26 protein-coding genes are annotated in these 25,131 nt (G+C 71.1%); 10 read left to right on the top strand and 16 right to left on the bottom strand.

Annotated elements, in window-relative coordinates; genetic code table 11:
* The first annotated feature begins 34 nt into the window (after positions 1–34).
* Positions 35–790 carry a transglycosylase SLT domain-containing protein gene (locus tag ACFZAT_RS07840; protein WP_391261599.1) on the top strand — a complete coding sequence of 252 codons (756 nt, stop codon included), beginning with the start codon at positions 35–37 and terminating at the stop codon, positions 788–790.
* An 86-nt stretch (positions 791–876) separates the two neighbouring features.
* Here ACFZAT_RS07840 and ACFZAT_RS07835 read toward each other — a convergent pair whose 3' ends face one another.
* On the bottom strand, positions 877–3,423 hold the full coding sequence (locus tag ACFZAT_RS07835) for an FHA domain-containing protein (protein WP_391261596.1): 2,547 nt from the start codon (positions 3,421–3,423) through the stop codon (positions 877–879).
* Between the two features lie 228 nt (positions 3,424–3,651).
* Here ACFZAT_RS07835 and serB point away from each other — a divergent pair, with 228 nt between their 5' ends.
* A complete protein-coding gene (gene serB, locus ACFZAT_RS07830) occupies positions 3,652–4,908 on the top strand; it encodes a phosphoserine phosphatase SerB (protein ID WP_391261594.1) in 1,257 nt (418 codons plus the stop codon).
* A 78-nt stretch (positions 4,909–4,986) separates the two neighbouring features.
* On the opposite strand, the gene ACFZAT_RS07825 is transcribed toward serB, so the two are convergent.
* From ACFZAT_RS07825 to ACFZAT_RS07810, 4 genes are all read right to left on the bottom strand, one after another.
* Positions 4,987–5,505 carry a histidine phosphatase family protein gene (locus tag ACFZAT_RS07825; protein ID WP_391261592.1) on the bottom strand — a complete coding sequence of 173 codons (519 nt, stop codon included), beginning with the start codon at positions 5,503–5,505 and terminating at the stop codon, positions 4,987–4,989.
* Positions 5,506–5,578: 73 nt separating this feature from the next.
* A complete protein-coding gene (locus tag ACFZAT_RS07820; RefSeq protein ID WP_391261589.1) occupies positions 5,579–5,779 on the bottom strand; it encodes a hypothetical protein in 201 nt (66 codons plus the stop codon).
* Between the two features lie 145 nt (positions 5,780–5,924).
* A complete protein-coding gene (locus ACFZAT_RS07815) occupies positions 5,925–6,035 on the bottom strand; it encodes an SGM_5486 family transporter-associated protein (protein WP_018553371.1) in 111 nt (36 codons plus the stop codon).
* 26 nt (positions 6,036–6,061) lie between these two features.
* A complete protein-coding gene (locus ACFZAT_RS07810; RefSeq protein WP_391261586.1) occupies positions 6,062–7,354 on the bottom strand; it encodes a CynX/NimT family MFS transporter in 1,293 nt (430 codons plus the stop codon).
* 100 nt (positions 7,355–7,454) lie between these two features.
* Here ACFZAT_RS07810 and ACFZAT_RS07805 point away from each other — a divergent pair, with 100 nt between their 5' ends.
* Positions 7,455–8,129 (top strand): FCD domain-containing protein, encoded by a 675-nt coding sequence (locus ACFZAT_RS07805; RefSeq protein WP_391261584.1) that lies wholly within the window; start codon positions 7,455–7,457, stop codon positions 8,127–8,129.
* A gap of 9 nt (positions 8,130–8,138) precedes the next feature.
* On the opposite strand, the gene ACFZAT_RS07800 is transcribed toward ACFZAT_RS07805, so the two are convergent.
* The 3 genes from ACFZAT_RS07800 to fabG all read right to left on the bottom strand — a co-directional run bounded on the left by ACFZAT_RS07800 (position 8,139) and on the right by fabG (position 10,177).
* Positions 8,139–8,513 (bottom strand): hypothetical protein, encoded by a 375-nt coding sequence (locus ACFZAT_RS07800; protein ID WP_391261581.1) that lies wholly within the window; start codon positions 8,511–8,513, stop codon positions 8,139–8,141.
* Between the two features lie 171 nt (positions 8,514–8,684).
* Positions 8,685–9,452, bottom strand: coding sequence for an enoyl-ACP reductase FabI (fabI, locus tag ACFZAT_RS07795; RefSeq protein ID WP_073864775.1), 768 nt, complete (start codon positions 9,450–9,452; stop codon positions 8,685–8,687).
* Between the two features lie 5 nt (positions 9,453–9,457).
* Positions 9,458–10,177, bottom strand: a complete 720-nt coding sequence (gene fabG / locus ACFZAT_RS07790) for a 3-oxoacyl-[acyl-carrier-protein] reductase (protein ID WP_164401203.1) — start codon at positions 10,175–10,177, stop codon at positions 9,458–9,460.
* Positions 10,178–10,399: 222 nt separating this feature from the next.
* On the opposite strand from fabG, the gene ACFZAT_RS07785 reads away from it, so the two are divergent.
* From ACFZAT_RS07785 to tyrS, 3 genes are all read left to right on the top strand, one after another.
* Complete coding sequence (locus tag ACFZAT_RS07785; protein ID WP_391261577.1) at positions 10,400–11,923, top strand: metallopeptidase TldD-related protein; 1,524 nt, start codon at positions 10,400–10,402, stop codon at positions 11,921–11,923.
* Positions 11,924–12,005: 82 nt separating this feature from the next.
* On the top strand, positions 12,006–13,400 hold the full coding sequence (locus tag ACFZAT_RS07780) for a metallopeptidase TldD-related protein (protein WP_391261574.1): 1,395 nt from the start codon (positions 12,006–12,008) through the stop codon (positions 13,398–13,400).
* 50 nt (positions 13,401–13,450) lie between these two features.
* Positions 13,451–14,719 carry a tyrosine--tRNA ligase gene (tyrS, locus tag ACFZAT_RS07775; protein ID WP_391261571.1) on the top strand — a complete coding sequence of 423 codons (1,269 nt, stop codon included), beginning with the start codon at positions 13,451–13,453 and terminating at the stop codon, positions 14,717–14,719.
* A gap of 75 nt (positions 14,720–14,794) precedes the next feature.
* Here tyrS and ACFZAT_RS07770 read toward each other — a convergent pair whose 3' ends face one another.
* On the bottom strand, positions 14,795–15,070 hold the full coding sequence (locus ACFZAT_RS07770) for a GlsB/YeaQ/YmgE family stress response membrane protein (protein WP_391261569.1): 276 nt from the start codon (positions 15,068–15,070) through the stop codon (positions 14,795–14,797).
* 198 nt (positions 15,071–15,268) lie between these two features.
* On the opposite strand from ACFZAT_RS07770, the gene ACFZAT_RS07765 reads away from it, so the two are divergent.
* From ACFZAT_RS07765 to ACFZAT_RS07755, 3 genes are all read left to right on the top strand, one after another.
* Positions 15,269–15,637, top strand: a complete 369-nt coding sequence (locus tag ACFZAT_RS07765; RefSeq protein ID WP_391261566.1) for a DUF3099 domain-containing protein — start codon at positions 15,269–15,271, stop codon at positions 15,635–15,637.
* A 391-nt stretch (positions 15,638–16,028) separates the two neighbouring features.
* A complete protein-coding gene (locus tag ACFZAT_RS07760) occupies positions 16,029–16,214 on the top strand; it encodes a hypothetical protein (protein ID WP_391261563.1) in 186 nt (61 codons plus the stop codon).
* A gap of 125 nt (positions 16,215–16,339) precedes the next feature.
* Positions 16,340–16,579, top strand: a complete 240-nt coding sequence (locus ACFZAT_RS07755; RefSeq protein WP_391261560.1) for a hypothetical protein — start codon at positions 16,340–16,342, stop codon at positions 16,577–16,579.
* Positions 16,580–16,590: 11 nt separating this feature from the next.
* On the opposite strand, the gene moaA is transcribed toward ACFZAT_RS07755, so the two are convergent.
* The 3 genes from moaA to ACFZAT_RS07740 form a co-directional block, all read right to left on the bottom strand.
* On the bottom strand, positions 16,591–17,580 hold the full coding sequence (gene moaA, locus ACFZAT_RS07750; protein WP_391261557.1) for a GTP 3',8-cyclase MoaA: 990 nt from the start codon (positions 17,578–17,580) through the stop codon (positions 16,591–16,593).
* 152 nt (positions 17,581–17,732) lie between these two features.
* Complete coding sequence (locus tag ACFZAT_RS07745) at positions 17,733–19,364, bottom strand: cation acetate symporter (protein ID WP_391261554.1); 1,632 nt, start codon at positions 19,362–19,364, stop codon at positions 17,733–17,735.
* On the bottom strand, positions 19,361–19,726 hold the full coding sequence (locus tag ACFZAT_RS07740) for a DUF485 domain-containing protein (protein WP_391261551.1): 366 nt from the start codon (positions 19,724–19,726) through the stop codon (positions 19,361–19,363). Before ACFZAT_RS07740 ends, ACFZAT_RS07745 begins: the two co-directional genes overlap by 4 nt.
* A gap of 288 nt (positions 19,727–20,014) precedes the next feature.
* On the opposite strand from ACFZAT_RS07740, the gene ACFZAT_RS07735 reads away from it, so the two are divergent.
* Entirely contained in the window at positions 20,015–21,550 is a 1,536-nt protein-coding gene (locus ACFZAT_RS07735; RefSeq protein WP_391261548.1) for a S8 family serine peptidase, read from the top strand.
* 57 nt (positions 21,551–21,607) lie between these two features.
* Here ACFZAT_RS07735 and ACFZAT_RS07730 read toward each other — a convergent pair whose 3' ends face one another.
* The 4 genes from ACFZAT_RS07730 to ACFZAT_RS07715 form a co-directional block, all read right to left on the bottom strand.
* Positions 21,608–22,651 (bottom strand): zinc-binding dehydrogenase, encoded by a 1,044-nt coding sequence (locus ACFZAT_RS07730; protein ID WP_391261545.1) that lies wholly within the window; start codon positions 22,649–22,651, stop codon positions 21,608–21,610.
* Between the two features lie 21 nt (positions 22,652–22,672).
* Complete coding sequence (locus ACFZAT_RS07725; protein WP_391261543.1) at positions 22,673–23,332, bottom strand: lysoplasmalogenase family protein; 660 nt, start codon at positions 23,330–23,332, stop codon at positions 22,673–22,675.
* Positions 23,329–24,234 (bottom strand): sterol desaturase family protein, encoded by a 906-nt coding sequence (locus tag ACFZAT_RS07720; protein ID WP_391261541.1) that lies wholly within the window; start codon positions 24,232–24,234, stop codon positions 23,329–23,331. Before ACFZAT_RS07720 ends, ACFZAT_RS07725 begins: the two co-directional genes overlap by 4 nt.
* A gap of 172 nt (positions 24,235–24,406) precedes the next feature.
* Positions 24,407–25,120, bottom strand: coding sequence for a VIT1/CCC1 transporter family protein (locus ACFZAT_RS07715; RefSeq protein WP_391261538.1), 714 nt, complete (start codon positions 25,118–25,120; stop codon positions 24,407–24,409).
* Positions 25,121–25,131 lie beyond the last annotated feature (11 nt).

Raw genomic sequence — 25,131 nt, 5'->3', positions numbered from 1 at the left:
TGAGGACCCCCCGAATTCGAAGAGGTAAGCCTGTATGTCCGCGTCCCGCTTCACCGGCCGTCTCCGTAACCTGAACAAGACCCAGAAGCTCTCCGCCGCCGGCGTCTCCGCCGTCGCCGCCGCTGCACTCTCCTTGTCCCTGGTGCCCGGTCACGCCGAGGCCGAGACCGAACCGCAGGCCCTGTCCGCCTCCCCGGTCATCTTCGACTCCGCGAGCTCCAAGCAGGCCCGGGCGATCCAGGACAGCGTCATCCAGCAGCACTCGACCGCCGAGAAGCTGGTCAAGGCCGCCGACGCCGCCAAGGCCAAGAAGGCCGCCGCGGTGAAGGAGAAGGCCGAGGCCAAGGCCAAGAAGGCCGAGAAGAAGGTCGAGCTGAAGAAGAAGGCGAAGGCCAAGGCGCACACCAAGGCCAAGTCCCACAAGTCCGAGTCGCGCTCCAGCCGCTCCTCCGCCCGTACGCACATGTACGCGAACAACCTGGACGGCTGGATCCGGGAGTCCCTCGACATCATGCACAAGAAGGGCATCCCGGGCACGTACGAGGGCCTGCACCGCAACATCATCCGCGAGTCCAGCGGCAACCCGAACGCCATCAACGACTGGGACATCAACGCCCAGAACGGCGTCCCCTCGATCGGTCTGCTCCAGATCATCAAGCCGACCTTCGACTACTACCACGTGTCCGGCACCCCGCACACGCAGTACGACCCGGTCGCCAACATCACCGCGTCGGCCAACTACGCCGCCGACAAGTACGGCTCGATCGACAACGTCAACAGCGCGTACTGATCCGCCGCGATCCGTACCGCCGATGACAGACGCCGAAGGGCGGCACCCCGTGCGGGGTGCCGCCCTTCGGCGCGTGTCCGGGCCGGTTACTTGCGCATGACCTCGGGCTCGTGGCGGCGCAGCAGCCGCGCGACCGCGAAGCCGCAGATGACGCCGAGCGCCAGCAGCACGGTGATGTTGATCCCCCACTGCCCGACCGAGTGCTCCCAGAGCGGGTCGAGGTCCGTGGGGTTCTTCTGGTCCCACGGCGGCATCAGATGGGCGAGGTCGAGCGTGGAGCCCGCGCCCGCGATGGCCCAGCGGGACGGCATCAGCCAGGCGAACTGCTCCAGGCCGGGCGAGCCGTACACCTGGAAGAGGATGCCGGTGAAGACGACCTGGACGATCGCGAACATGACCAGGAGCGGCATGGTCTTCTCGGCGGTCTTCACCAGCGAGGAGATGACCAGGCCGAACATCATCGAGGTGAAGCCGAGCGCGATGATCGTCACGCAGAGCTCGACGGCCGGCGGCATGATCAGGCCCTCTTCGGGCAGATCGCGGGTGGCGAAGCCGATGCCGCAGATGATGACGCCCTGGAGGGCCGTGATCAGGCCGAGCACGATCACCTTGGACATCAGGTAGGCCGAGCGGGAGAGGCCGGTGGCCCGTTCCCGTTCGTAGATGACACGTTCCTTGATCAGTTCTCGCACCGAGTTGGCCGCCGCGGAGAACGTCATGCCGATCACCAGGATCAGCATGATCGTTCCGGCGTCGCCGTTGAACCGGGACGGCGGCTTCGGCGGGGCGAGACCGAAGTCCGCCGGGATCACCACGCTGACGATGCCGAGCACCGCGGGCAGGATCACCATCAGACCCATGAAGCCCTTGTCGGAGCCGATCACCGAGAGGTAGCGGCGCATCAGCGTCCACAGCTGCGTGCCCCAGGCCTGCGGCTTCGGCGGGCGCATCTGCTGATGCGGCGGCATGTGGACGGACTGCACGGCGGCGGCGTCGATGTCGGCGGCGTACATCTGGTAGTGCTGCGAACCGCGCCAGCGGCCCGACCAGTCGTAGTCGCGGTAGTTCTCGAACGCCGAGAAGACGTCGGCCCAGGTGGTGTAGCCGAAGAAGTTCAGCGCCTCGTCCGGCGGGCCGAAGTAGGCCACGGCGCCGCCCGGCGCCATCACCAGGAGCTTGTCGCAGATGGCCAGCTCGGCCACCGAGTGCGTCACGACCAGGACGGTGCGGCCGTCGTCGGCCAGACCGCGCAGCAGCTGCATGACGTCACGGTCCATGCCCGGGTCGAGGCCGGAGGTCGGCTCGTCCAGGAAGATCAGCGACGGCTTGGTGAGCAGCTCCAGCGCCACCGAGACGCGCTTGCGCTGGCCACCGGAGAGCGAGGTGACCTTCTTGTCCTTGTGGACGTCGAGCTTGAGCTCGGCCAGGACCTCGTGTATCCGCGCCTGGCGCTCGGCCTCGGTGGTGTCAGCGGGGAAGCGGAGCTTGGCCGCGTACTTCAGGGCGCGGGTGACGGTCAGCTCCTTGTGCAGGATGTCGTCCTGCGGGACCAGACCGATGCGCTGGCGGAGCTCGGCGAACTGCTTGTAGAGGTTCCGGTTGTCGTAGAGGACGTCGCCCTGGTTGGCGGGCCGGTAGCCGGTGAGCGCCTTGAGCAGGGTGGACTTTCCGGAGCCGGACGGGCCGATGACGCCGATGAGCGACTTCTCGGGGACGCCGAACGAGACGTCCTTGAGGATCTGCTTGCCGCCGTCGACCGTGACCGTGAGGTGGCGGGCCGCGAAGGAGACCTCGCCGGTGTCGACGAACTCCTCGAGCCGGTCGCCGACGAGCCGGAACGTCGAGTGACCGACGCCGACGGTGTCGTTCGGGCCGATGAGCGCCGAACCGGACTTGGAGAGCGGCTGGCCGTTGACGTAGGTGCCGTTGTGCGAGCCGAGGTCGCGGATCTCGAAGCGGCCGTCGGGCGTCGCGTGGAACTCGGCGTGGTTCCGGGAGACCTGGAGGTCGGAGACCACCAGGTCGTTCTCCAGGGCACGACCGATCCTCATCACCCGGCCGAGCGCCAGCTGGTGGAACGTGGTCGGGCTGCGGTCCCCGTAGACCGGCGGCGCTCCCGCCGGGCCGGTGCCGGGGCCGGGCGGCGTCGGAGCCCCACCCTGCTGCGGCACGTGCGGCTGCTGCGGTGCGGGCTGCTGCCAGCCCTGCTGCTGCGGCGGTACGGGCTGCTGGGGCTGCTGGGGCTGCTGCCAGCCCGGGCCGCCCTGCTGGGGCTGGTGGGGCGGGGTCTGCTGCGGCGCCGGACCGGCGGCCCGGCCGCTGTAGACGTCCGCGGCGCTCAGGCTCAGCCGGGGTCCGTCGGTGGCGTTGCCCAGGTTCACGGTGGAGCCGGCCGCGATCTCCATCTGGTGGATCCGCTGGCCGTGCACGTACGTGCCGTTGGTGCTGCCGTGGTCCTCGATGAACCAACTGCGCCCGTTCCAGGCGATCGTGGCGTGCCGCCACGACACTCTGGCGTCGTCGATCGTCATGTCCCCCTGCGGATCACGCCCCAGGGTGTACGACCTGGACGGATCGAGCGTCCAGGTCCTGCCATTCAATTCCAGTACGAGTTCCGGCACTCCGCGCCCCACTAGTTGTCCCCCGTGTTACCCCCGTCGCAGGGAGTCTAGGGATGCTGAACATCGTGGGGAACTATTCCAGGACCAGTCCCGGATACGAAAGCCGGGCGGCCGAGGGTGACCTCACCGAGACCTGCGCAGCCAGGCGAAAGGGGACGGACCGGGTGGCGGCGGCCGGGATGTCCGGCACTCGGGACGGGCTGCCTGCGAGCGTGCGGAGACCGATACGGTGGGAGCACCATGAGCGTATCCCGGCCTCCTGAGCCCGCCCTGTCTCCCGAGCCCGCCGCGTCCCGGCAGGGTCCGGACGTACCGACCCTTCTGGTGAAGATCTTCGGGAAGGACCGCCCCGGGATCACCGCGGGCCTCTTCGACACCCTCGCCGCCTACTCGGTCGACGTGGTCGACATCGAGCAGGTCGTGACCCGGGGCCGTATCGTCCTGTGCGCGCTGGTCACCGCCCCCACCGCGGGCGGGACCACCGAGGGCGAGCTGCGGGCCACCGTGCACAGCTGGGCGGAGTCGCTGAAGCTCCAGGCGGAGATCATCTCGGGCACCGGCGACAACCGGCCGCGTGGCGTCGGCCGTTCCCATGTCACCGTGCTGGGGCACCCGTTGACGGCGGAGTCCACGGCGGCCATAGCGGCCCGGATCACCTCGACCGGCGGGAACATCGACCGCATCTTCCGGCTGGCGAAGTACCCCGTCACGGCGGTCGAGTTCGCGGTGTCCGGCACGGGGACCGAGGAGTTGCGCACCGCGCTGGCGCCGGAGGCCGCGGGGATCGGCGTGGACGTGGCGGTCGTCTCGGCGGGGCTGAGCCGCCGGGCGCAGCGGCTCGTCGTGATGGACGTCGACTCGACGCTGATCCAGGACGAGGTCATCGAGCTGTTCGCGGCGCACGCGGGCTGCGAGGCCGAGGTCGCCGAGGTGACCGAGCGGGCGATGCGGGGTGAGCTGGACTTCGAGCAGTCGCTGCACGCCCGGGTGGCGCTGCTGGCTGGTCTCGACGTGTCCGTGGTGGAGAAGGTCCGCGCCGAGGTCCGGCTGACGCCGGGGGCCCGGACGCTGATCCGTACGCTGAAGCGGCTCGGCTACCAAGTGGGCGTGGTCTCGGGCGGTTTCACCCAGGTGACCGACGATCTGAAGGAGCGTCTGGGGCTCGACTTCGCCTCCGCCAACACGCTGGAGGTCGCGGACGGGAAGCTCACGGGCCGGGTGACCGGGGGCATCGTGGACCGGGCGGGCAAGGCCCGGCTGCTGCGGAGCTTCGCCGCCGAGGCGGGGGTGCCGCTGGCGCAGACGGTGGCGATCGGCGACGGGGCCAATGACCTGGACATGCTGAACACGGCGGGGCTCGGGGTCGCGTTCAACGCGAAGCCGGTGGTCCGCGAGGCCGCGCACACGGCGGTGAACGTGCCGTTCCTGGACACCGTGCTCTATCTGCTCGGCGTCACCCGCGAGGAGGTCGAGGCGGCCGACGGCCTCGTGGAGTAGGTTCCGCCGCTGGTACGGGCAGGGCTCCGGCGCGCACCTCGCGGTGTGCGCCGGGGCCCTTCGCGTACGGGCGGCGGGTCAGTCGTTGGGGGTCCAGTACTCGGCGAGCCGGCCGACGCCGTGCTCGACGCTCTTCCAGGGGCCGGTGAACGCGACCACGGCGAAGGCGGCGGTCGGGAAGCCGCCGCGGGCCATCCGGGCGAGCGCGTCTCCCTCGCCGCTGCCGGAGAGGGCGTCGGCGAGCGCGTGCATGCCGGGGTTGTGGCCGATGACCAGCAGGTCGGCGACGTCGTCCGGGGTCTCGTTCACCAGGGCGATCAGCTCGCCGAGCGAAGCGTCGTAGAGCCGCTCCTCGTACACGGTCCTGGGGCGCTCGGGCATCTCGTGCACGGCCAGTTTCCACGTCTCGCGTGTTCTGACGGCGGTCGAGCAGAGGGCCAGGTCGAAGACGATCCCGGAATCGGCGAGCTTGCGGCCCACCGTGGGGGCCTCCATGCGGCCGCGCTCGGCCAGCGGCCGCTCGTGGTCGGACTCCTGCGACCATTCCGCCTTGGCATGCCTGAGAAGGACGATCCTGCGAGATGTATCGGCGCTCATACACCTCAGCTTCGCATGAAACGCGCCAGCTGGCGCAGGGTGTTGGAGGCTTCGTACCTCCGGGCGCCGGAGGTCAGCGGATCGCCAGCTCCACCAGGTGGTGCAGCAGCCGGCCGGTCGCCGATTCACCGGTGGCGGCCTGCGCCTGGCCGGGTCCGGCGATCAGCAGCAGGAGCACGGCGAAGGCGACGGCGGGCAGCGCGACGGCCCACCACGGCAGCCGTACGTCGACGCCGCTCGGCTCCGGGCGGGTGGGGTGCGTACGGGCCGGCATGTCCGCCTCCGGAGGTCGTCGGTTCTGGTACTCAGAACCTACGGAGGCGGGGGCGCCGTTCCCATCCGGTGACCCACCCACTTCACCCTGACCCTGGCCCCCTAGGGGGAGGTGGTGCCAGCCCCACCCCGGCCGGGGCGGGGCGTCACGGGGAGGCGATGGAGGCGATGACGCCGACGACGACCGTGATCAGCAGCATGGCCCCGAAGACGAGGAGCAGCTTCTTCTGACCGTTCTGGGGATTCGGATCGAGCACAGGTGACATGGCCCCAGTCTCGCATCTCAGGATTCGTCCTCGATCGTCCGGTCCCGGCCGGCCAGGACGCCCATGACCATCTGCGGCACCATCAGGGCGGCCATCAGCGCGATCGGCACGCCCCAGCCGCCGCTGTGCTGGTAGAGCACGCCGACCAGGAGCGGGCCGGGGATCGAGATCAGATAGCCGGTGGACTGGGCGAACGCGGACAGCCGGACGACTCCGGCCCCGCTGCGGGCCCGCATGCCGATCATCGTGAGCGCGAGCGGGAACGCGCAGTTCGAGATGCCGAGCAGCAGCGCCCAGGCCCAGGCGCCGCCGGAGGGGGCCAGATAGAGGCCCGCGTAGCCGGTGAGGCCGCAGGCGCCGAGGAAGACGACGATCGGGCCCTGGGTGCGCATCCGGGCGGCGACGCGCGGGATCACGAAGGCGAGCGGGACCCCCATGGCCATGGTGACCGCGAGCAGGACGCCCGCGGTGCCGGCGGAGACCCCGGCGTCCCGGAAGATCTGCGGCATCCAGCCCATGGTGATGTACGCGGCGGTGGCCTGGAGGCCGAAGAAGCAGGCGAGGGCCCAGGCGGTCCGGCTGCGGGTGATCCGGAGCTCGGGGGCCTCGGGCCGCGCGGCGGTGGCCGGGGCGGGCTCCTGGGTGGCGGCCCGGGCCCGGAGCAGCGGGATCCAGGGCAGGATCGCGGCGGCGGCCAGGACGGCCCAGATGCCGAGCCCGGCCTTCCAGCTGCCGCCCATCGCGTCGGTCAGGGGCACGGTCACGGCGGCGGCGAGCGAGGTGCCGAGGGCCAGGGCCATGGAATAGAGCCCGGTCATGGAGCCGACGCGGTCGGGGAACCAGCGCTTGACGATCACCGGCATCAGGACGTTGCTGACGGCGATGCCCATGAGGGCCAGGGCGCTGGCGGCGAGGAAGCCCGCGGTGCCGCCGACCAGGGGCCGGATCACCAGGCCCGCCGTGATGGCGACCATGCCCGCGCAGACCACCGCACCGGGGCCGAAGCGGCGGGCGAGGCGGGGTGCCATGACGCCGAAGACCGCGAAGCAGAGCGGGGGCACGGAGGTGAGCACCCCGGCGACGCTGCCGCTCATGTGCAGCCCGTCCCGGACCTCTTCGAGGAGGGCGCCGAGGCTGGTGATGGCGGGCCGGAGGTTGAGCGCGGTGAGGACGAGCCCGATGGCGACCAGGCGCAGCGTCCACGGCGCGGGGCCGGTCCGCGGTGCGGGGGCGTCGGCGCGGGTGGCCGCCGGGGCGCCGGGGCTCAGGGTCCCGGTCGCGGTCTGGGGTGTCGTCTCTTCGTCACGCATGAGGCCATCATAGAATCATGGGATGATTGGTTGTCCATTCCGTCCGCCCACCGGACCCTGAGAAGATCGGGCCCATGAGCAGTTGCGACCGAGGAGCACCATGGCGCTGACGTCCCCGAGGCGTTCGGCACTCGCCGACCAGGTGATTGCCCAGCTGAGGAACCAGATCACCACGGGCGAGTGGCCGGTGGGTTCCCGTATCCCGACCGAACCCGAGCTGGTGGAGCAGCTGGGGGTGGCCCGTAACACGGTCCGTGAGGCGGTCCGGGCGCTCGCGCACAACGGGCTGCTGGACATCCGGCAGGGCTCGGGCACCTATGTGGTCGCCACCAGTGAGCTGGCCGGGGTGATGCACCGCCGGTTCGCCTCGGCGGACCCGCGCCACATCGCGGAGCTCCGGTCGACCCTGGAGTCCTCGGCGGCGCGGCTCGCGGCGGTCCGGCGCACCGAGCGGGACCTGAGGCAGCTGGACGCGCTGATGCGGCGGCGCGAGGAGACCTGGGCGGCGGGGGACGCGGAGGCGTTCGTGGCGGCCGACGCGACGCTGCACCTGGCTGTGGTGGCCGCTTCCCACAACGACGTGCTGACGGGGCTCTACGCGGACCTGGGCGACCTGCTGCGGGACTACCTGCGCGGCGACGTCGGCCAGGAGCTGCGGCCGGAGAACCACATGGATCACAGCCGCCTGGTGGAGGCGATCCGGGCGGGCGACGCGGAGACGGCGGCGACGGAGGCCGCGAGCCACGCGTTCAACTGCCTGGCGGACCGGGTCTAGGCCCGGCCCCTAGGGCGCCGCGCTGTGGGTGACCCAGGCGGAGGCGACTTCCTTCCAGCAGCGGTCGGCCAGGCGCACCGTGCTCCCCGGCTTGACCGTCACCGGCTCGGCGTCCGCGTCCACGTCCCACCAGCGGGCGCACTCGGTGTGCAGCTGGACGCGGTCGGCCGAGGGGTACGGGTTGTGGCAGTAGGCGACGACCCGGGAGCCCTCGATGGACGTACGGCACTCGGAGCCGGCGGGCTCGGGGCTGGGCGCGGGCGGTGCGGCCGCACCGGCGGCTCCGACGTGCCCGGCGGCGTACAGACCGGCCGGGACGAGCAGCGCGGCGATGACCGCGCCGGAGGCCAGCAGGGAACGGGTTCGGCGAGGTGTGCGACGCACGGCGATCTCCTCCCCTGCGGCCGGAAGTCCGGTTCCTCCACATTCTGCGGTGGATCGTCCGGCTTTTCGACCTGAGCGCCGCCGAGGCGTACGCCGGGGGGAGAAACGACCGCGCACCGCCTCGGACGGCTCCGGGGGCGGTGCGCGGTCGGAAATTACGGGACCGGGAGGTCAGGCGCCCATCATGTGCACGCCGCTGTCGACGTGGATGATCTCGCCGGTGGTCCGCGGGAAGAAGTCGGAGAGCAGCGCGACGATGCCGCGGCCGGCCGGCTCCGGGTCCTTCATGTCCCAGGCGAGCGGCGCGCGGGTGTTCCACACGTCGGCGAGCCCGTCGAAGCCCGGGATGGACTTGGCGGCCATGGAGCCGAGCGGCCCGGCCGAGATCAGGTTGCAGCGGATGCCGTCCGGGCCCAGGTCGCGGGCCAGGTAGCGGGAGGTGGCCTCCAGGGCGGCCTTGGCCGGGCCCATCCAGTCGTACTGCGGCCAGGCGAACTGCGCGTCGAAGGTGAGGCCGACGATCGAGCCGCCCTCGCTCATCAGCGGCTTGCAGGCCATGGCGAGCGACTTCAGCGAGAACGCCGAGACGTGCATCGCCGTGGAGACCGACTCGAACGGGGTGTTGAGGAAGTTGCCGCCGAGCGCGTCCTGCGGCGCGAAGCCGATGGAGTGCACGACGCCGTCCAGCGAGCCCAGCTCGTCGCGGACCAGGCCGGCGAGGCGGTCCAGGTGCTCCTGGTTGGTCACGTCCAGCTCGATGACCTTGGCGGGCTTGGGGAGCTTCTTGGCGATGCGCTCGGTCAGCGTGGGCCGCGGGAACGCGGTCAGGATGACCTCCGCGCCCTGCTCCTGCGCCACCTTGGCGGCGTGGAACGCGATGGACGACTCCATCAGCACACCCGTGATGAGGATGCGCTTGCCGTCGAGAATTCCGCTCATGGTGATCAGTGACCCATGCCCAATCCGCCGTCAACGGGGATGACGGCTCCAGTGATGTACGACGCGTCGTCGGAGGCGAGGAAGCGCACCGCGGCGGCGATCTCCTCGGGCTGCGCGTAACGCGCGAGCGGCACCTGGGCCACGATGCCCTTGCGCTGCTCCTCGGTGAGCACCTGCGTCATGTCGGTGTCCACGAAGCCGGGCGCGACGACGTTGAAAGTGATGTTCCGCGAGCCGAGCTCGCGCGCCAGGGACCGGGCGAATCCGACCAGACCGGCCTTGGACGCCGCGTAGTTGGCCTGGCCGGCCGAGCCGAGGAGGCCGACGACCGAGGAGATCAGGACGACGCGGCCCTTCTTGGCGCGGAGCATGCCGCGGTTGGCGCGCTTGACGACCCGGAAGGTGCCGGTGAGGTTGGTGTCGAGGACGGACGTGAAGTCCTCCTCGGACATGCGCATCAGCAACTGGTCCTTGGTGATACCGGCGTTGGCGACCAGCACCTCCACGTTGCCGTGCTTCTCCTCGATCTCCTTGTAGCCCTGCTCCACCTGCTCGGGGTCCGTGATGTCGCAACGGACCGCGAGAACACCGGCTTCGATGAGCTCGGCGGGCGGCTCGCCGGAACGATAGGTGATCGCGACCTTGTCGCCGTTGTCGGCGAAAGCGCGGGCGATGGCGAGGCCGATGCCCCGGTTTCCTCCGGTGACGAGAACCGAGCGGCTCAACGGATCACCCTTTCGTTAGCGGTCTGGTACCTCGGAAACCTATCGGTACCGTCCGCGCGGCGGAGAATCGGCCCCTGACAGCGCCTTTGGCCGGGCACTGTCGGGTTCCTACAGTCCGAGGTCCGGGCCGGCCCGGGGAAATCGTCCGCGACGGTGCGTGGGCCGTGCTTCACTGCCTCGTAAACGATCCGAGGGTATGTGACCGCGAAGGAGAGCCCGCCCGTGCCCCATGAGGTAGATCAGTCGTTCCTGGCGCTTCCGCTACGGGCCCTCGCCGACGCGGCGCTCGCCCGGGCGCGGGCGCTCGGGGCGGCGCACGCCGACTTCCGGTTCGAGCGGGTGCGCAGTGCCACCTGGCGGCTGCGGGACGCCCGGCCCGCCGGGGGCTCCGACACCACCGACCTCGGTTACGCGGTCCGCGTCGTGCACGGCGGGGCCTGGGGGTTCGCCTCGGGCGTCGATCTGACGATGGACGCGGCGGCGCGGGTCGCCTCGCAGGCCGTCGCGATGGCCAAGCTGTCGGCGAAGGTGATCGCGGCGGCGGGTTCCGACGAGAGGGTGGAGCTGGCGGACGAGCCCTCGCACGGGGAGCGCACCTGGGTCTCGGCTTACGAGGTCGACCCCTTCGACGTACCGGCCGGGGAGAAGGCCGGACTGCTCGCCGAGTGGAGCGCGCGGCTGCTGGCGGCCGAGGGCGTGGCGCATGTGGACGCCTCGCTGATGACCGTTCACGAGAACAAGTTCTACGCGGACACGGCGGGCACGGTCACCACGCAGCAGCGGGTCCGGCTGCACCCGGAGTTCACGGCCGTGGCGGTGGACTCGGCGACCGGCGAGTTCGACTCGATGCGCACCATCGCGCCGCCGGTGGGGCGCGGCTGGGAGTACCTGACCGGGACCGGCTGGGACTGGGACGCGGAACTGGAGCGCATCCCCGGGCTGCTGACCGAGAAGATGCGGGCGCCGAGCGTGGAGGCGGGGACGTACGACCTGGTCGTCGACCCGTCCAACCTGTGGCTGACCATCCACGAGTCGATCGGCCACGCCACGGAGCTGGACCGGGCGCTGGGTTACGAGGCGGCCTACGCGGGAACGTCGTTCGCCACGTTCGACCAGATGGGCAAGCTGGCGTACGGCTCGCCCGTCATGAACGTGACGGGGGACCGCACCGCCGAGCACGGGCTCGCGACGGTCGGCTACGACGACGAGGGCGTCGAGGCGCAGTCCTGGGACCTCGTGAAGGACGGAACGCTGGTGGGCTACCAGACGGACCGCCGCATCGCGAAGCTCACCGGCCTCGGCCGGTCCAACGGGTGCGCCTACGCGGACTCCCCCGGCCATGTCCCCGTGCAGCGCATGGCGAATGTGTCGTTGCGGCCGGACCCGGGCGGGCTCTCCACGGAGGACCTGATCGGCGGGGTGGAGCGCGGGATCTACGTGGTCGGGGACCGGTCGTGGTCCATCGACATGCAGCGGTACAACTTCCAGTTCACCGGGCAGCGGTTCTTCCGCATCGAGAACGGCAGGCTGGCCGGACAGCTGCGCGATGTCGCGTACCAGGCGACGACGACGGACTTCTGGGGCTCGATGGAGAAGGTCGGCGGCCCGCAGACGTACGTACTGGGCGGCGCCTTCAACTGCGGCAAGGCCCAGCCGGGCCAGGTCGCGGCGGTCTCGCACGGCTGCCCCTCCGCCCTGTTCCGGGGCGTGAACATTCTGAACACGACGCAGGAGGCCGGGCGATGAGCGGCGACCACGGAACCGGCTGGGGGTCCGGGGGTCGTCCCCCGGGAGAGCACAGCCTGAACACGACGCAGGAGGCCGGGCGATGAGCCGCGTCAGCAAGCCGTACGAGATCGTCGAGCGGGCGCTCGAACTGTCCACCGCCGACGGCTGTGTGGTCATCGCGGACGAGGAGTCGTCGGCCAATCTGCGCTGGGCCGGCAACGCGCTGACCACCAACGGGGTGACCCGGGGCCGGACCCTGACCGTCGTCGCCACGGTCGACGGAGCCGAGGGCACCGCGTCCGCCGTGGTGTCCCGGGCCGCCGTCACCGCCGAGGACCTGGAGCCGCTGGTCCGGGCCGCCGAGGCCGCCGCGCGGTCCGCGGGACCGGCCGAGGACGCCCAGCCGCTGGTCACCGGGGTGCCGGCGTCGCCCGACTTCACGGACGCGCCCGCCGAGACGGACTCCGATGTGTTCGCCGCGTTCGCGCCGGCCCTCGGGGACGCCTTCGCCCGGGCCCGGTCCGGGGGGCGCGAGCTGTACGGCTTCGCCCACCACCAGATGACCTCCACGTACCTGGGCACCTCCACGGGGCTGCGGCTGCGCCACGACCAGCCGAACGGCACGCTGGAGCTGAACGCCAAGTCGCCCGACCGCACCCGTTCCGCCTGGGCGGGCCGCTCCACGCGGGACTTCAAGGACGTCGACCCGGCCGAGCTGGACGCGGAGCTGGCGCGGCGGCTCGGCTGGGCGGAGCGCCGGATCGAGCTGCCCGCCGGGCGGTACGAGACGCTGCTGCCGCCGACCGCGGTCGCCGACCTGCTGATCTACCAGCTCTGGTCGTCCACGGCGCGGGACGCGGCGGAGGGCCGGACGGTGTTCTCCAAGCCGGGCGGCGGTACCCGGCTCGGCGAGACGTTGTCCCCGCTGCCGCTGACCCTGCGCAGCGACCCGCACGCGCCGGGCCTGGAGTCGGCCCCCTTCGTTATCGCGCACTCCTCCGGCGACGGCGGCTCGGTCTTCGACAACGGGCTGCCGCTGGCCCGGACCGACTGGATCGCCGGCGGCCGCCTGGAGCAGCTGACGACGACCCGGCACACCGCGGCACTGACCGGGCTCCCGCTCGCCCCGGCGATCGACAACCTCCTCCTGGAGGGCGGGGGCGAACGGTCGCTGGAGGAGATGGTCGCCGCGACGACCGGCCGCGCGCTGCTGCTGACCTGCCTCTGGTACATCCGCGAGGTGGACCCGGCCACGCTGCTGCTGACCGGGCTGACCCGGGACGGGGTCTACCTGGTGGAGGACGGCGAGGTGGTGGGCGAGGTGAACAACTTCCGGTTCAACGAGTCCCCCGTCGACCTGCTCTCCCGGGCCACCGAGGCGGGCCGCACCGAGAAGACGCTGCCGCGTGAGTGGGGCGACTGGTTCACCCGGGCCGCGATGCCCGCGCTGCGCATCCCGGACTTCAACATGAGCTCGGTCAGCCGGGGCGTCTGACCGGCCTAGACTGACACGTAAAACGTATCGCCTTAAGGAGCACTGGAACCGTGACGGACATCGTCGACGAGCTGAAGTGGCGCGGGCTGTTCGCCCAGTCCACCGACGAGGACGCATTGCGCAAGGCTCTCGCGGACGGTCCCGTCACCTTCTATTGCGGCTACGACCCGACCGCGGCCAGCCTGCACGTCGGCCATCTGGTGCAGGTGCTCACGATGCGCCGGCTCCAGCAGGCCGGGCTGCGGCCGCTCGCCCTGGTGGGCGGGGCCACCGGCCAGATCGGTGACCCCCGGCCGACCGCGGAGCGCACGCTGAACGACCCGGAGACGGTCGCCCAGTGGGTGACCCGGCTGCGTTCGCAGATCGAGCCGTTCCTGTCCTTCGAGGGCGAGAACGCCGCGGTCATGGTGAACAACCTGGACTGGACCGCGGGCCTGTCCGCGATCGAGTTCCTGCGGGACATCGGCAAGCACTTCCGGGTCAACAAGATGCTGACCAAGGAGTCCATCGCCCGACGGCTGGAGTCCGACGAGGGCATCAGTTACACCGAGTTCAGCTACCAGCTGCTCCAGAGCATGGACTTCCTGGAGCTGTACCGCCGCTACGGCTGCACCCTCCAGCAGGGCGGCAGCGACCAGTGGGGCAACCTCACGGCCGGCCTGGACCTGATCCACCGCCTGGAGCCGGGCGCCGAGGTGCACGCGCTGGCGACGCCGCTGATGACGAAGGCGGACGGCACCAAGTTCGGCAAGTCGGAGGGCGGGGCCGTCTGGCTCGACCCCGGGATGACGACGCCGTACGCGTTCTACCAGTTCTGGCTGAACGTGGACGACCGCGACATCTCGCGCTACATGCGCATCCTCAGCTTCCGGACCCCGGCCGAGCTGGAGGAGCTGGAGAAGGTCACCGAGGAGCGCCCGCAGGCGCGGACGGCGCAGCGCGCGCTGGCCGAGGAGCTGACGACGCTCGTCCACGGGGCGGACCAGTGCGCTGCGGTCGTCGCCGCGTCGAAGGCCCTGTTCGGTCAGGGTGAGCTCGGCGAGCTGGACGAGGCGACGCTGGGCGCCGCCCTGTCCGAGGTGCCGCACGCCCGGGTCACCGAGCTGGGCCCGCTGGTGGACCTCCTGGTGGAGGCCGGTCTGGCGCCGAGCAAGTCGGGGGCGCGGCGCACGGTCAAGGAGGGCGGCGCGTACGTGAACAACGTCAAGGCCGTCGACGGCGAGGCCGTCCCGGCCCGCGAGGAGCTGCTGCACGGGCGCTGGCTGGTGCTGCGCCGGGGCAAGAAGAACCTGGCGGCGATCGAGGTCACGGCCGGCTGAGCCGTATCCGTACCGCATGACGGAGGCCGGGCGCGCATGGAGCGTGCCCGGCCTCCGCCGTGGGTTCCGGGGGATTCAGGTGCGCTGTCTGTTGCCCCGCAGCGAGGCGTACAGCATGTCGCCGAGACCGACGATCACGACCGCGCCGATGAGCTGGAGCACATGGCGCGTCCAGTCGATGCCCTTGGTGTCGTTGACGCCGATCCACGTGGCGACAGCATTTCCGAGGATGCTGCCGACCATGCCGCAGATGATCGTCAGCCAGAGGGGGATCTGCTGTTTGCCCGGCAGGATCGCCTTGGCGATCAGTCCGAGCACCAGGCCCACGATGATTGCCCACAACCAGCCCATGTGCTGCCTCCTTGTGCGACACGGTGTCGCGCATGTCCCGCCCAGTCTCGGCGCTGCGGCGCTCAGCCGCACGTTGTGGGGGTCCGTGCGGGCCAGGGGCGGAATGCACGCAATTGGCGCGACCCGGTCTCGTACGCGGCGGAGGCCGGGCGTAGCGTAGGAGCGGCCGGTCCGGGGCCGGGGAAGGTTGGTGGGGACGTGGTGCGCAAACAGGGTGGTGCGGAGGTCTTCCGGATCACGGGGGCCCGGCAGGGACTCGCCGAGGACGTGCGCGGCAGACAGCGCCGCTATGTGATCTCGATGAGCGTGCGCACGGTGTCGGTGGTGGCCGCCGCCGTCCTGTGGAACGTGGAGCGGCACATCGCGTTCGTGGCGCTCGGCCTCGGAGTGCTGCTGCCGTACGTGGCCGTCGTGATCGCCAACGCGGGCCGCGAGACGAGCCCCGCGCTGCCGTCGACGTTCGTCCTGCCGCCCCAGTCGTACCCGGCGCTCGACGCCGGTACGGCCGTGCCCTCACCGCAGTCCGGACGCGGTTTCCGGTCTCCGGATGGGACGGAGCACGACTGAGCCCACGACGGGCCCAAGCTCAAGAAAAGCTCAGATCAATCATGAAGTTCCGGTGCACCGCGACAGGGTGTGCGTGACATACTTGCCACGCGCTCCGCATCCCCCGTCGGAGCGACGGACCGACGCCGGGCAGCTCCCCCCGTGGCTGCCCGGCGTCGCCATGTCCGGCAGCGGACGCGCCGCAGGGCGCGCCCTGTCGCCCCCCCCTGCCCCCACGAAGCCCGTCAGACCGCTGACGGGCTTTTCCTCATCCGCCCGCACGCCCCCCGAAGCTCAAGAAAAGCTCAGATCAGTCACGGAGTTCCGGTGCACCGCCCCCGGACACGCGTGCCATAGTTGCCGTCGGGCTGGCGCCAACCCCTCAACGCCCATGCGAAAGGGGTCACCTCACATGAGACACGGACCGCGGAGACATCCGCTCGACGGGCTGGATGATCACCGCACCTGGCTGATCATCGTCATCGTCATCGTCGCGGCTGCACCATGGGTCGGTGAGCAATCCGCCGCTGCCGCGCTCACCCTGCTCACGGCCGCGCTCCCCGCGACCGCCCGAGCCCGCCGCGAGAACACGACCTGATCCCACCGTCGACGGCAAGTGCTCGGCTCCGGAAGTCCGGGCCGAGCACTTCGCACGTCAGCCCCCACTTCCACTCGGCCAACGGCCCCTCGGGCTCCCGGGAAGCGAGAGATTAGGGTGAGTCCGTGAACTCCCCGGAATCCGCCGAGAATCCCGCCCCCGTGTGTTCGGCCAAGGGCTGCCGGGCCGACGCCGTCTGGGTGCTGGCCTGGAACAATCCGAAGCTGCACACGCCGGAGCGCCGCAAGACGTGGCTGGCCTGTGAGGAGCACCGGGAGCACCTGTCCTCGTTCCTCGGGGTGCGGGGCTTCCTCAAGGACGTGGTGACGCTGGCCGAGTGGGAGGCGCGCCCCGCGTCCTCGTGACCGGGACGGGGTCAGCCGCCGATCGCGGACATCGGGCGGTCGGGCTGGAGGAAGCTCGGGTCGTCAAGTCCGGATCCGGCCTTCTTGCCCCACATCGCCTGCTCCCAGAGGCGGGCGATCTCCTCGTCGGGCGCCTCGGAGCGCAGCGCGCCGCGCAGGTCGGTCTCCTCGCGGGCGAAGAGGCAGGTGCGGACCTGCCCGTCGGCGGTGAGCCGGGTGCGGTCGCAGGCCCGGCAGAAGGGGCGGGTGACGGAGGCGATGACGCCGACCCGGTGCGGTCCGCCGTCGACGGTCCAGCGCTCGGCGGGGGCGGAGCCGCGCTCGGCGTCCTCCTCGGGGGTGAGGTCGAAGCGGGTGCGCAGCGAGGCGAGGATGTCACCCGCGGTGATCATGCCGTCGCGCTTCCAGCCGTGCTGAGCGTCCAGCGGCATCTGCTCGATGAAGCGGAGCTCGTAACCGTGCTCGACGGCCCAGGCGAGCAGGTCGGGGGCCTCGTCGTCGTTGAGCCCCGGCATCAGGACGGTGTTGACCTTGACGGGGGTGAGCCCGGCCTCGCGGGCGGCCTCCAGGCCGGCCAGCACGTCGTGGTGGCGGTCGCGACGGGTGAGGGTCTTGAACACCTCGGGCCGCAGGGTGTCGAGCGAGACGTTGACCCGGTCGAGGCCGGCGTCCTTGAGGGCGGCGGCGGTCCGCTTGAGCCCGATGCCGTTGGTGGTGAGGGACATCCTCGGGCGGGGGTCCAGCCCGGCGCACCGCTGGACGATGGAGACGAGGCCGGGGCGCAGCAGCGGTTCCCCGCCGGTGAAGCGGACCTCGGTCACGCCGAGCCGGGTGACGGCGATGCGGACGAGCCGGACGATCTCGTCGTCGGTGAGCAGGTCCGGCTTGCCCAGCCACTGCAGGCCCTCCTCGGGCATGCAGTAGGTGCAGCGGAGGTTGCACCGGTCGGTGAGCGAGACGCGCAGGTCGGTGGCGACCCGCTCGTAGGTGTCGATGAGCACGGTGGGCCCCCTCCCCCGGTGACTTCCCGGTCGCGGTATCTGACTCTTTCGAGCCTACGCGAGACCGGTGGCGGTGGAGGGGCCCGTTTGGCACGAGGTGCGGCGAGGCCGCGTCGTAGGACCCTACGACGCGGCCTCGTACGGGCACGGGGTCAGTGGGCCCCGATGCCGGTGAGGGACTTGACCTCCAGTTCGGCGTACTTGCCCTTGTCCGGCTCCTCCTTGGACAGGAGCGAGCCGATCCAGCCGAGCAGGAAGCCGAGCGGGATGGAGATCAGGCCGGGGTTCTCCAGCGGGAACCAGGCGAAGTCGACGCCCTTGAACATCGAGGACTTCTCGTTGCCGGAGACGACCGGCGAGAACAGCACCAGGAGCACGGAGGAGGCCAGGCCGCCGTAGATCGACCACAGCGCGCCCCGGGTGGTGAAGCGCTTCCAGAAGAGGCTGTAGAGGATCGTCGGCAGGTTGGCGGAGGCGGCGACGGCGAAGGCGAGGGCGACGAGCCCGGCGACGTTCATGTCGCGGGCGAAGACGCCGAGGACGATCGCGGCGGCGCCGATGAAGACGGTGGACCAGCGGGCTGCCTTCATCTCCTCCTGCTCGGTGGCCTGTCCCTTGCGGATGACGTTGGCGTAGATGTCGTGCGCGAAGGAGGACGAGGAGGCGAGGGTCAGTCCGGCGACGACGGCGAGGATGGTGGCGAAGGCGACGGCGGAGATGACGGCGAGCATGATCGCGCCGCCGGTGGTGCCCACGCCTCCGAGGTATTCGGCGAGCTGCGGGGCGGCGGTGTTGCCGGGCGCGGCGATGTTCTTCGGGCCGATCAGCGCGGCGGCGCCGAAGCCCAGGGCGATGGTCATCAGGTAGAAGGCGCCGATGATGCCGATGGCCCAGTTGACGGACTTACGGGCGGCCTTGGCGGTGGGCACCGTGTAGAAGCGGATCAGAATGTGCGGGAGGCCGGCGGTGCCGAGGACGAGGGCGATGCCGAGGGAGAGGAAGTCCAGCTTCGAGGTGCCGGTGGCGCCGTACTTCAGTCCGGGCTCCAGGAACGCGGAGCCGTGGCCGCTCTTCTCGGCGGCGGTGCCCAGCAGGTCGGAGACGTTGAAGTCGAACTTCCACAGCACCATGAGGGTCATCAGGAGGGCGCCCGCGATGAGCAGGACGGCCTTGACCATCTGGACCCAGGTGGTGCCCTTCATGCCGCCGATGGTGACGTAGACGATCATCAGTACGCCGACCAGCGCAACGATGAGGATCTTTCCGCCGTCGCTGCTGATGCCGAGGAGCAGGGTGACCAGCGCTCCGGCGCCCGCCATCTGAGCCAGCAGATAGAAGATCGACACGATGATGGTGGAGACGCCCGCCGCGGTGCGCACCGGGCGCTGGCGCATCCGGTAGGCGAGGACGTCGCCCATGGTGTAGCGGCCCGAGTTGCGCAGGGGTTCGGCGACGAGCAGGAGCGCCACCAGCCAGGCGACGAGGAAGCCGATCGAGTAGAGGAAGCCGTCGTAGCCGAAGAGGGCGATGGCGCCGGCGATGCCGAGGAAGGACGCGGCGGACATGTAGTCGCCGGAGACCGCGAGTCCGTTCTGGAAGGCGGTGAACTGCCGCCCGCCCGCGTAGAAGTCGGAGGCGCTGCGGGTCTGGCGGCCGGCCCAGACGGTGATGCCGAGGGTGGCGGCGACGAAGACCGCGAACAGCGTGATGATGAGCGGCCGGTGCTCGCTGGTGGACGAGGCGGCGAGGGTCACGGCGGTGTGGGAGTGGTACGCGGCGCTCATGCGTCGGCCTCCATGCGGTCCTTGATGGCCTCGGCCTTCGGGTCCAGCTTCGCGTTGGCGTGGCGCGAGTAGAACCAGGCGATGAGGAAGGTGGTGACGAACTGGGCGAGGCCGAAGACGAAGGCCACGTTGATGTTGCTGAAGACCTTGGTGCCCATGAAGCCGCCCGCGTAATTGGAGAGCAGCACGTAGAGCAGGTACCAGAGGACGAAGGCGATGGTCAGCGGGAAGGCGAACGAACGGTAGGAGCGGCGCAGTTCGCCGAACTCCGCGCTGCCCTGCTCCGCGAGGAACGCCTCGGTCGTGGGCTGGGCAGGGCTCTTCTCCGTACTGCCCTCGGGCGGCGGTGCATCGGTAGCCACGGATTCTCCTCGCGACGCGGGTGCGGTGGTGGGGACGGTGGGTTGCACTGGGGACCTCGTGTTCAGGGGGTGGTGGTGCGCTTCCCCTGACAACGGCACGCAACGCGCGGCGAAGCGGTTCACTTGGGTTCGCCGCTTCTCTCCGTCACCCCTTCGGGGGGTCCGATGTGCACGTGTTCGCGCGAATCGATTGATGTGCCGGGATGATCGGCGCTAGCTTCACTGGTCATGTACGCGACCGGACACGCCTCGTGTCCGGTCGGCTGACACGGATGAAGTGGAGACCCCATGGCTCATCTGGGATCCGGACGGACGCGCGCACTGACGCTGCCCGTCGGATTGGCCCTCACCGCCTCGCTCGGCTTCCTGCCGGCGGGGGTCGCCTCCGCCGCCCCGGCGGGGCACGGTGCCCCCGCCGCGGCGGCGGCGGACGGACCGGAACTGTCGTACGTGGTCAACACCCAGGGCGGTCCGGGGACCGTCAAGCAGGTGCGCAAGGCGATAGAACGGGCCGGCGGCACGGTGGTGATCGCCTATGACCGGATCGGCGTCATCGTCGTCCACTCGCAGAACCCGGACTTCGCGAAGACGGTCCGCCAGGTCAGGGGCGTCCAGTCGGCGGGCGCCACGCGGACCAACCCGATCGTGCCCCAGGCCACCAAGGACATCGGGGTCGAGCAGCCCCTGACGGCCGCGCAGGAGAAGGCCGCGGCGGCGAAGGCGACGGCCGACCAGGACCCGATGGAGCCCCTGCAGTGGGACCTGCCGGCCATCAAGGCGGACAAGGCCCACCAGAAGTCGCTGGGCAGCTCCAGGGTGACGGTCGCGGTCATCGACACCGGGGTGGACGACACCCACCCGGACCTCGCGCCCAACTTCGACCGCGCGGCCTCCGCGAACTGCGTGTCGGGCGCCCCGGACACCACGGAGGGCGCCTGGCGTCCGAACCCCGGCGAGAGCGACCACGGCACCCATGTCGCCGGCACCATCGCGGCGGCCAAGAACGGCATCGGTGTGACGGGCGTGGCGCCGGGCGTGAAGGTGTCCGGCATCAAGGTCGCCAACCCGGACGGCTTCTTCTACACCGAGTCCGTGGTCTGCGGCTTCGTCTGGGCCGCCGACCACGGGGTCGACGTCACCAACAACAGCTATTACACCGACCCGTGGATGTACAACTGCAAGAACGACCCGGACCAGGGCGCCCTGGTCGAGGCCGTGTACCGGGCCACCCGGTACGCCGAGCTGAAGGGCGCGGTCAACGTCGCGGCCGCCGGGAACTCCGCCGAGGACCTGGCGGCGGACTCCATCGAGGACACGACCAGCCCGAATGACACCACCCCGGGCGGCCGCACCGTCGACCCGCGCCAGTGCCTGGACATCCCGACGATGCTCCCGGGCGTCGTCACGGTCTCGGCGACGGGCGCGAAGGGCCTGAAGGCGTCGTACTCGAACTACGGGAACGGGGTCATCGACGTGGCCGCGCCCGGCGGGGACTCGACGATCTACCAGACGCCGGAGCCCCCGGCGACGAGCGGACTGATCCTCTCGACGCTGCCGGGCGGCAAGTACGGCTACAAGGCCGGTACGTCGATGGCGTCCCCGCACGTCGCCGGCGTCGTGGCCCTGATCAAGTCGAAGCACCCGTACGCCCCGCCCGCCGCGGTCAAGGCGCTGCTGACCCTGGAGGCGGACGCGAAGGCGTGCGACGCCCCGTACGACATCGACGGTGACGGCACGGCCGACGCGGTCTGCGAGGGCGGCAAGAACCGCAACGGCTTCTACGGGGCCGGTGTGGTGGACGCGCTGGACGCCGTGCGCTGGTGACGCCGGGGTCCGGGGGCCGGTGCGTCACGGCCCCCGGACCGCCGGGTCACGGGTGGTTCACGGCGTGATGAGGACCTTCAGCGCCGTGCGCCCGTCCATCGCCTTGTAGCCGGCCGGTACGCCGTCGAGCCCGACGGACAGGTCGAAGACGGGCGAGGGGTCGATGGTGCCGTCCAGCACGTCGGGCAGCAGCTCCGGGATGTACGTGCGCACGGGGGCGACGCCGCCGCGCAGCGCGATGTTCCGGTTGAACATGTCGCCGAGGTCGAGTCCGGTGCCACTGCCGTGCGGGACGCCCACGTAGCCGATCGCCCCGCCGTCCCGGGTGATGCCGACGGCGGTGCGCATCGACTGCTCGGTGCCCACGGCCTCGATCACACTGTGCGCGCCCTCGCCGCCGAGCAGCTCCCGCACGGCCGCGACCGCCGCATCGCCGCGCTCGGCGACGACGTCCGTGGCGCCGAAGTCGCGGGCGATGTCCGTGCGCGCCGCGTGCCGGCCGAGCGCGATGATCCGCTCCGCGCCGAGCCGCTTGGCGGCCATCACCCCGCACAGCCCGACGGCCCCGTCCCCGACGACGGCGACGGTCGAGCCGGCCCGTACGCCCGCGCCGACCGCCGCGTGGTGGCCGGTGCCGAGCACGTCGGAAAGGGCCAGCAGGGCGGTGAGCAGCCGGTCGTCGGAGGCCGCGGCGGCGGGCAGGGCGACCAGGGTGCCGTCGGCGAAGGGGACGCGGACGGCCTCGCCCTGCCCGCCGTCGGAGCCCACCGAGCCCCAGAAGCCGCCCTGCGGGCAGGAGGTGGTCAGGCCCTCGGCGCAGTACGCGCAGGTGCCGTCGGACCAGACGAACGGGGCGACGACCAGGTCCCCGGCGGAGAAGCCGCGCACCTCGGACCCGGCCTCCTCGACGATCCCGAGGAACTCGTGGCCGATGCGCTGGCCCGGCTGCCGGGCGGACTCACCCCGGTAGGCCCACAGGTCGCTGCCGCAGATGCAGGCCCGCAGGACCCTCAGCACCACGTCGGTGGGCTGCTGGATCACCGGGTCGGGCACCTCCTCGACGCGGATGTCGTGGGGGGCGTGGATAACGGTGGCGCGCATGCGTGGGGGTCCTTGCTGATCTCAGATGCTGATACTCCTTTCACGGTACGCCCCCGGCGCGGCTTCCCGCCGGGCCGGGCCCAGCGCCCCCAGGGTGAGCAGGAGCTGCGCGGCGACGTAGGTGAGCATCACCCAGAAGCCGGGGGCCGGGAGCTGGGGCCAGTTGGCGATGCCGGTGGCGATGAGCGCGTCGGAGAGCAGGAAGAGGGCCCCGCCGGCCGCCGCGTACCGGCCGAGGACGCCGGAGCGGTACGCCATGGCGGTCAGCAGCAGGCTGTAGCCGGCCATCGGGATCCGCAGCCCGGCCGGCAGCCCGTCCCAGATGAGGACGAGGAACACGGTGAGCACGACGGCGTACACGAGCGCCGGGATCAGCGCCCCGCGCGCCCGCCCGAACAGCACCAGGTAGCAGACGTGCCCGGCGGCGAACCCGGCCATCCCGACGAGGAACGCCAGGTCGGAGTCGATCAGCAGGAACACATCGCCCGCCCAGCCGCACAGCAGCGCCGCGATCAGCAGCCTCGGCCCGCGCCGGGCGAGGGCGTATCCGGCGAGCAGCGGCATCAGGAGCGGCTTGGCGCCGAGGTGGAGCCAGTCGGGGCCGGTGAGCACGCCGACGAGGTCGGCGGCGCACGCGACGAGGAAGGCGACGAGCAGGGGCCGGGCGAAGCGCTCGTTCATGCGGTGCCCTCAGGGGCGGGCGCGGCGACGGGAGCGGGCGCGGCAACGGCGACGGGGGCGGTGGGGGCACCGGACGGCCGCCAGCCCGGGCCGCGGAAGATCCGCCCGGCCCGCTCGCCCCAGCTGCCCGCCGCACGGACGTCGCGGGCGATGGCGGCGTACTCGTGGGTGGCGACGCGCAGCGGGTTGTACGTGTGGATGTTCTTGGTGAGCCCGTAGACCGGCCGCACCGTCTCCTGCGCGAACGAGCCGAACCAGCGGTCCCACACGATGAGGATGCCGCCGAAGTTGCGGTCCAGGTAGCCGCCCTGCGAGGCGTGGTGCACCCGGTGGTGCGAGGGCGTGTTGAGCACGTACTCGAAGGGCCGGGGCAGCTTGTCGATCCGCTCGGTGTGCACCCAGAACTGGTAGACGAGGTTGGCCGACGAGCAGAACGCGAGCGCCGCCGGGTGCACCCCGCACGCGATGAGCGGCAGGTAGAACGGCCAGGAGGTCAGCGAGGTCCAGGGCTGGCGCAGCGCGGTGGAGAGGTTGAACTTCTCGCTGGAGTGGTGGACGACGTGGCAGGCCCACAGGATGCGGATGACGTGGTGGCCGCGGTGGGACCAGTAGTAGAAGAAGTCCTGCGCGAGCAGCATCAGCGGGACCGTCCACCACAGGACCGGGACGCGCAGCGGCGTCAGCTCGTACACCGCGGTGTAGAGGGCGACGATGGGCACTTTCCACATCAGGTCGAAGACCAGGCTGCCCAGCCCCATGGTGATGCTGGTGGCGGCGTCCTTCGCCTCGTACCCGGCGGCGTCCTCATCGGGATGGAAGTGGTGCAGCGCCATCTCCAGGACGGTGAGCAGGACGAAGGCCGGTATGGACCAGAGCACTACGTCGGGCAGGTTCGTCGGCATGCCTGCACGGTAGGGCCGGGTCCGGCCGGGGGCCAGATGTTGTTACCAACAAGTATGGGAGACCTGCGGTCGGCGCTCTTTGGTGACTTCCGACAGGGTGCGCGTCGCACGATCGCTGCACCGGTGTGGCTCTGGGAGAGGAACTGCCGTGCCGGGAATGGAAGTTGCGCCGCTAAACCCCAGCCGCCCCCAGCAAATGCCCCGCCGCATACGTCACCGCCATGGCCACCGCTCCCCCGCCCATGTTCCGCAGCACCGCCGGGCCCGCCGCAGCCTCGCCCAGGCGGGCGCTCCACCAGCCCGTCACGGCCAGCACCGCGAGAACGGAGAGCACGGTCACCGGGACCCGGGCGGCGGACGGGGGCAGCACGATGGCCAGCAGCGGGAGCAGGGCGCCGACGGTGAACGCGAGGAAGCTGGCGCCCGCCGCGTGCCACGGGTTCGTCAGGTCGTCCGGGTCGATGCCCAGCTCCACCTCCGCGTGGGCGCGCAGCGCATCGCGTTCGGTGAGCTGGACGGCCGCCTCCCGGGCCACCTCGCGGCTCAGCCCCTTGCCCTGCAACAGGCCCGTCAGCTCGGCGAGTTCCTCCTCCGGGGTCTCCTGGAGCTCCCGCTTCTCCGTGGCCAGCGCGGCCTTCTCCGAATCGCGCTGGGTGGACACCGAGACGTACTCCCCGGCCGCCATGGACAGCGAACCGGCGAGCAGCCCGGCCAGCCCGGCCGTCAGCAGGGCGCCCCGGTCGTCGGTGGCGCCGGCGACACCGACGACGAGCCCGGCGGTGGACACCACACCGTCATTCGCCCCGAGCACGGCGGCCCGGAGCCAGTTGAGCCGGGTGCCGAGGCCGGCACCGTGCGGTTCGTCGTGCTCCGGCGCTCGTGTCATCCCGGGATGTT

The sequence above is a fragment of the Streptomyces sp. NPDC008163 genome, assembly GCF_042956885.1.
GTDB classification, from domain to species: domain Bacteria; phylum Actinomycetota; class Actinomycetes; order Streptomycetales; family Streptomycetaceae; genus Streptomyces; species Streptomyces drozdowiczii_A.
Note: the sequence above shows the minus strand (reverse complement) of the source record. Positions and strands in the feature narration are given on the sequence as shown.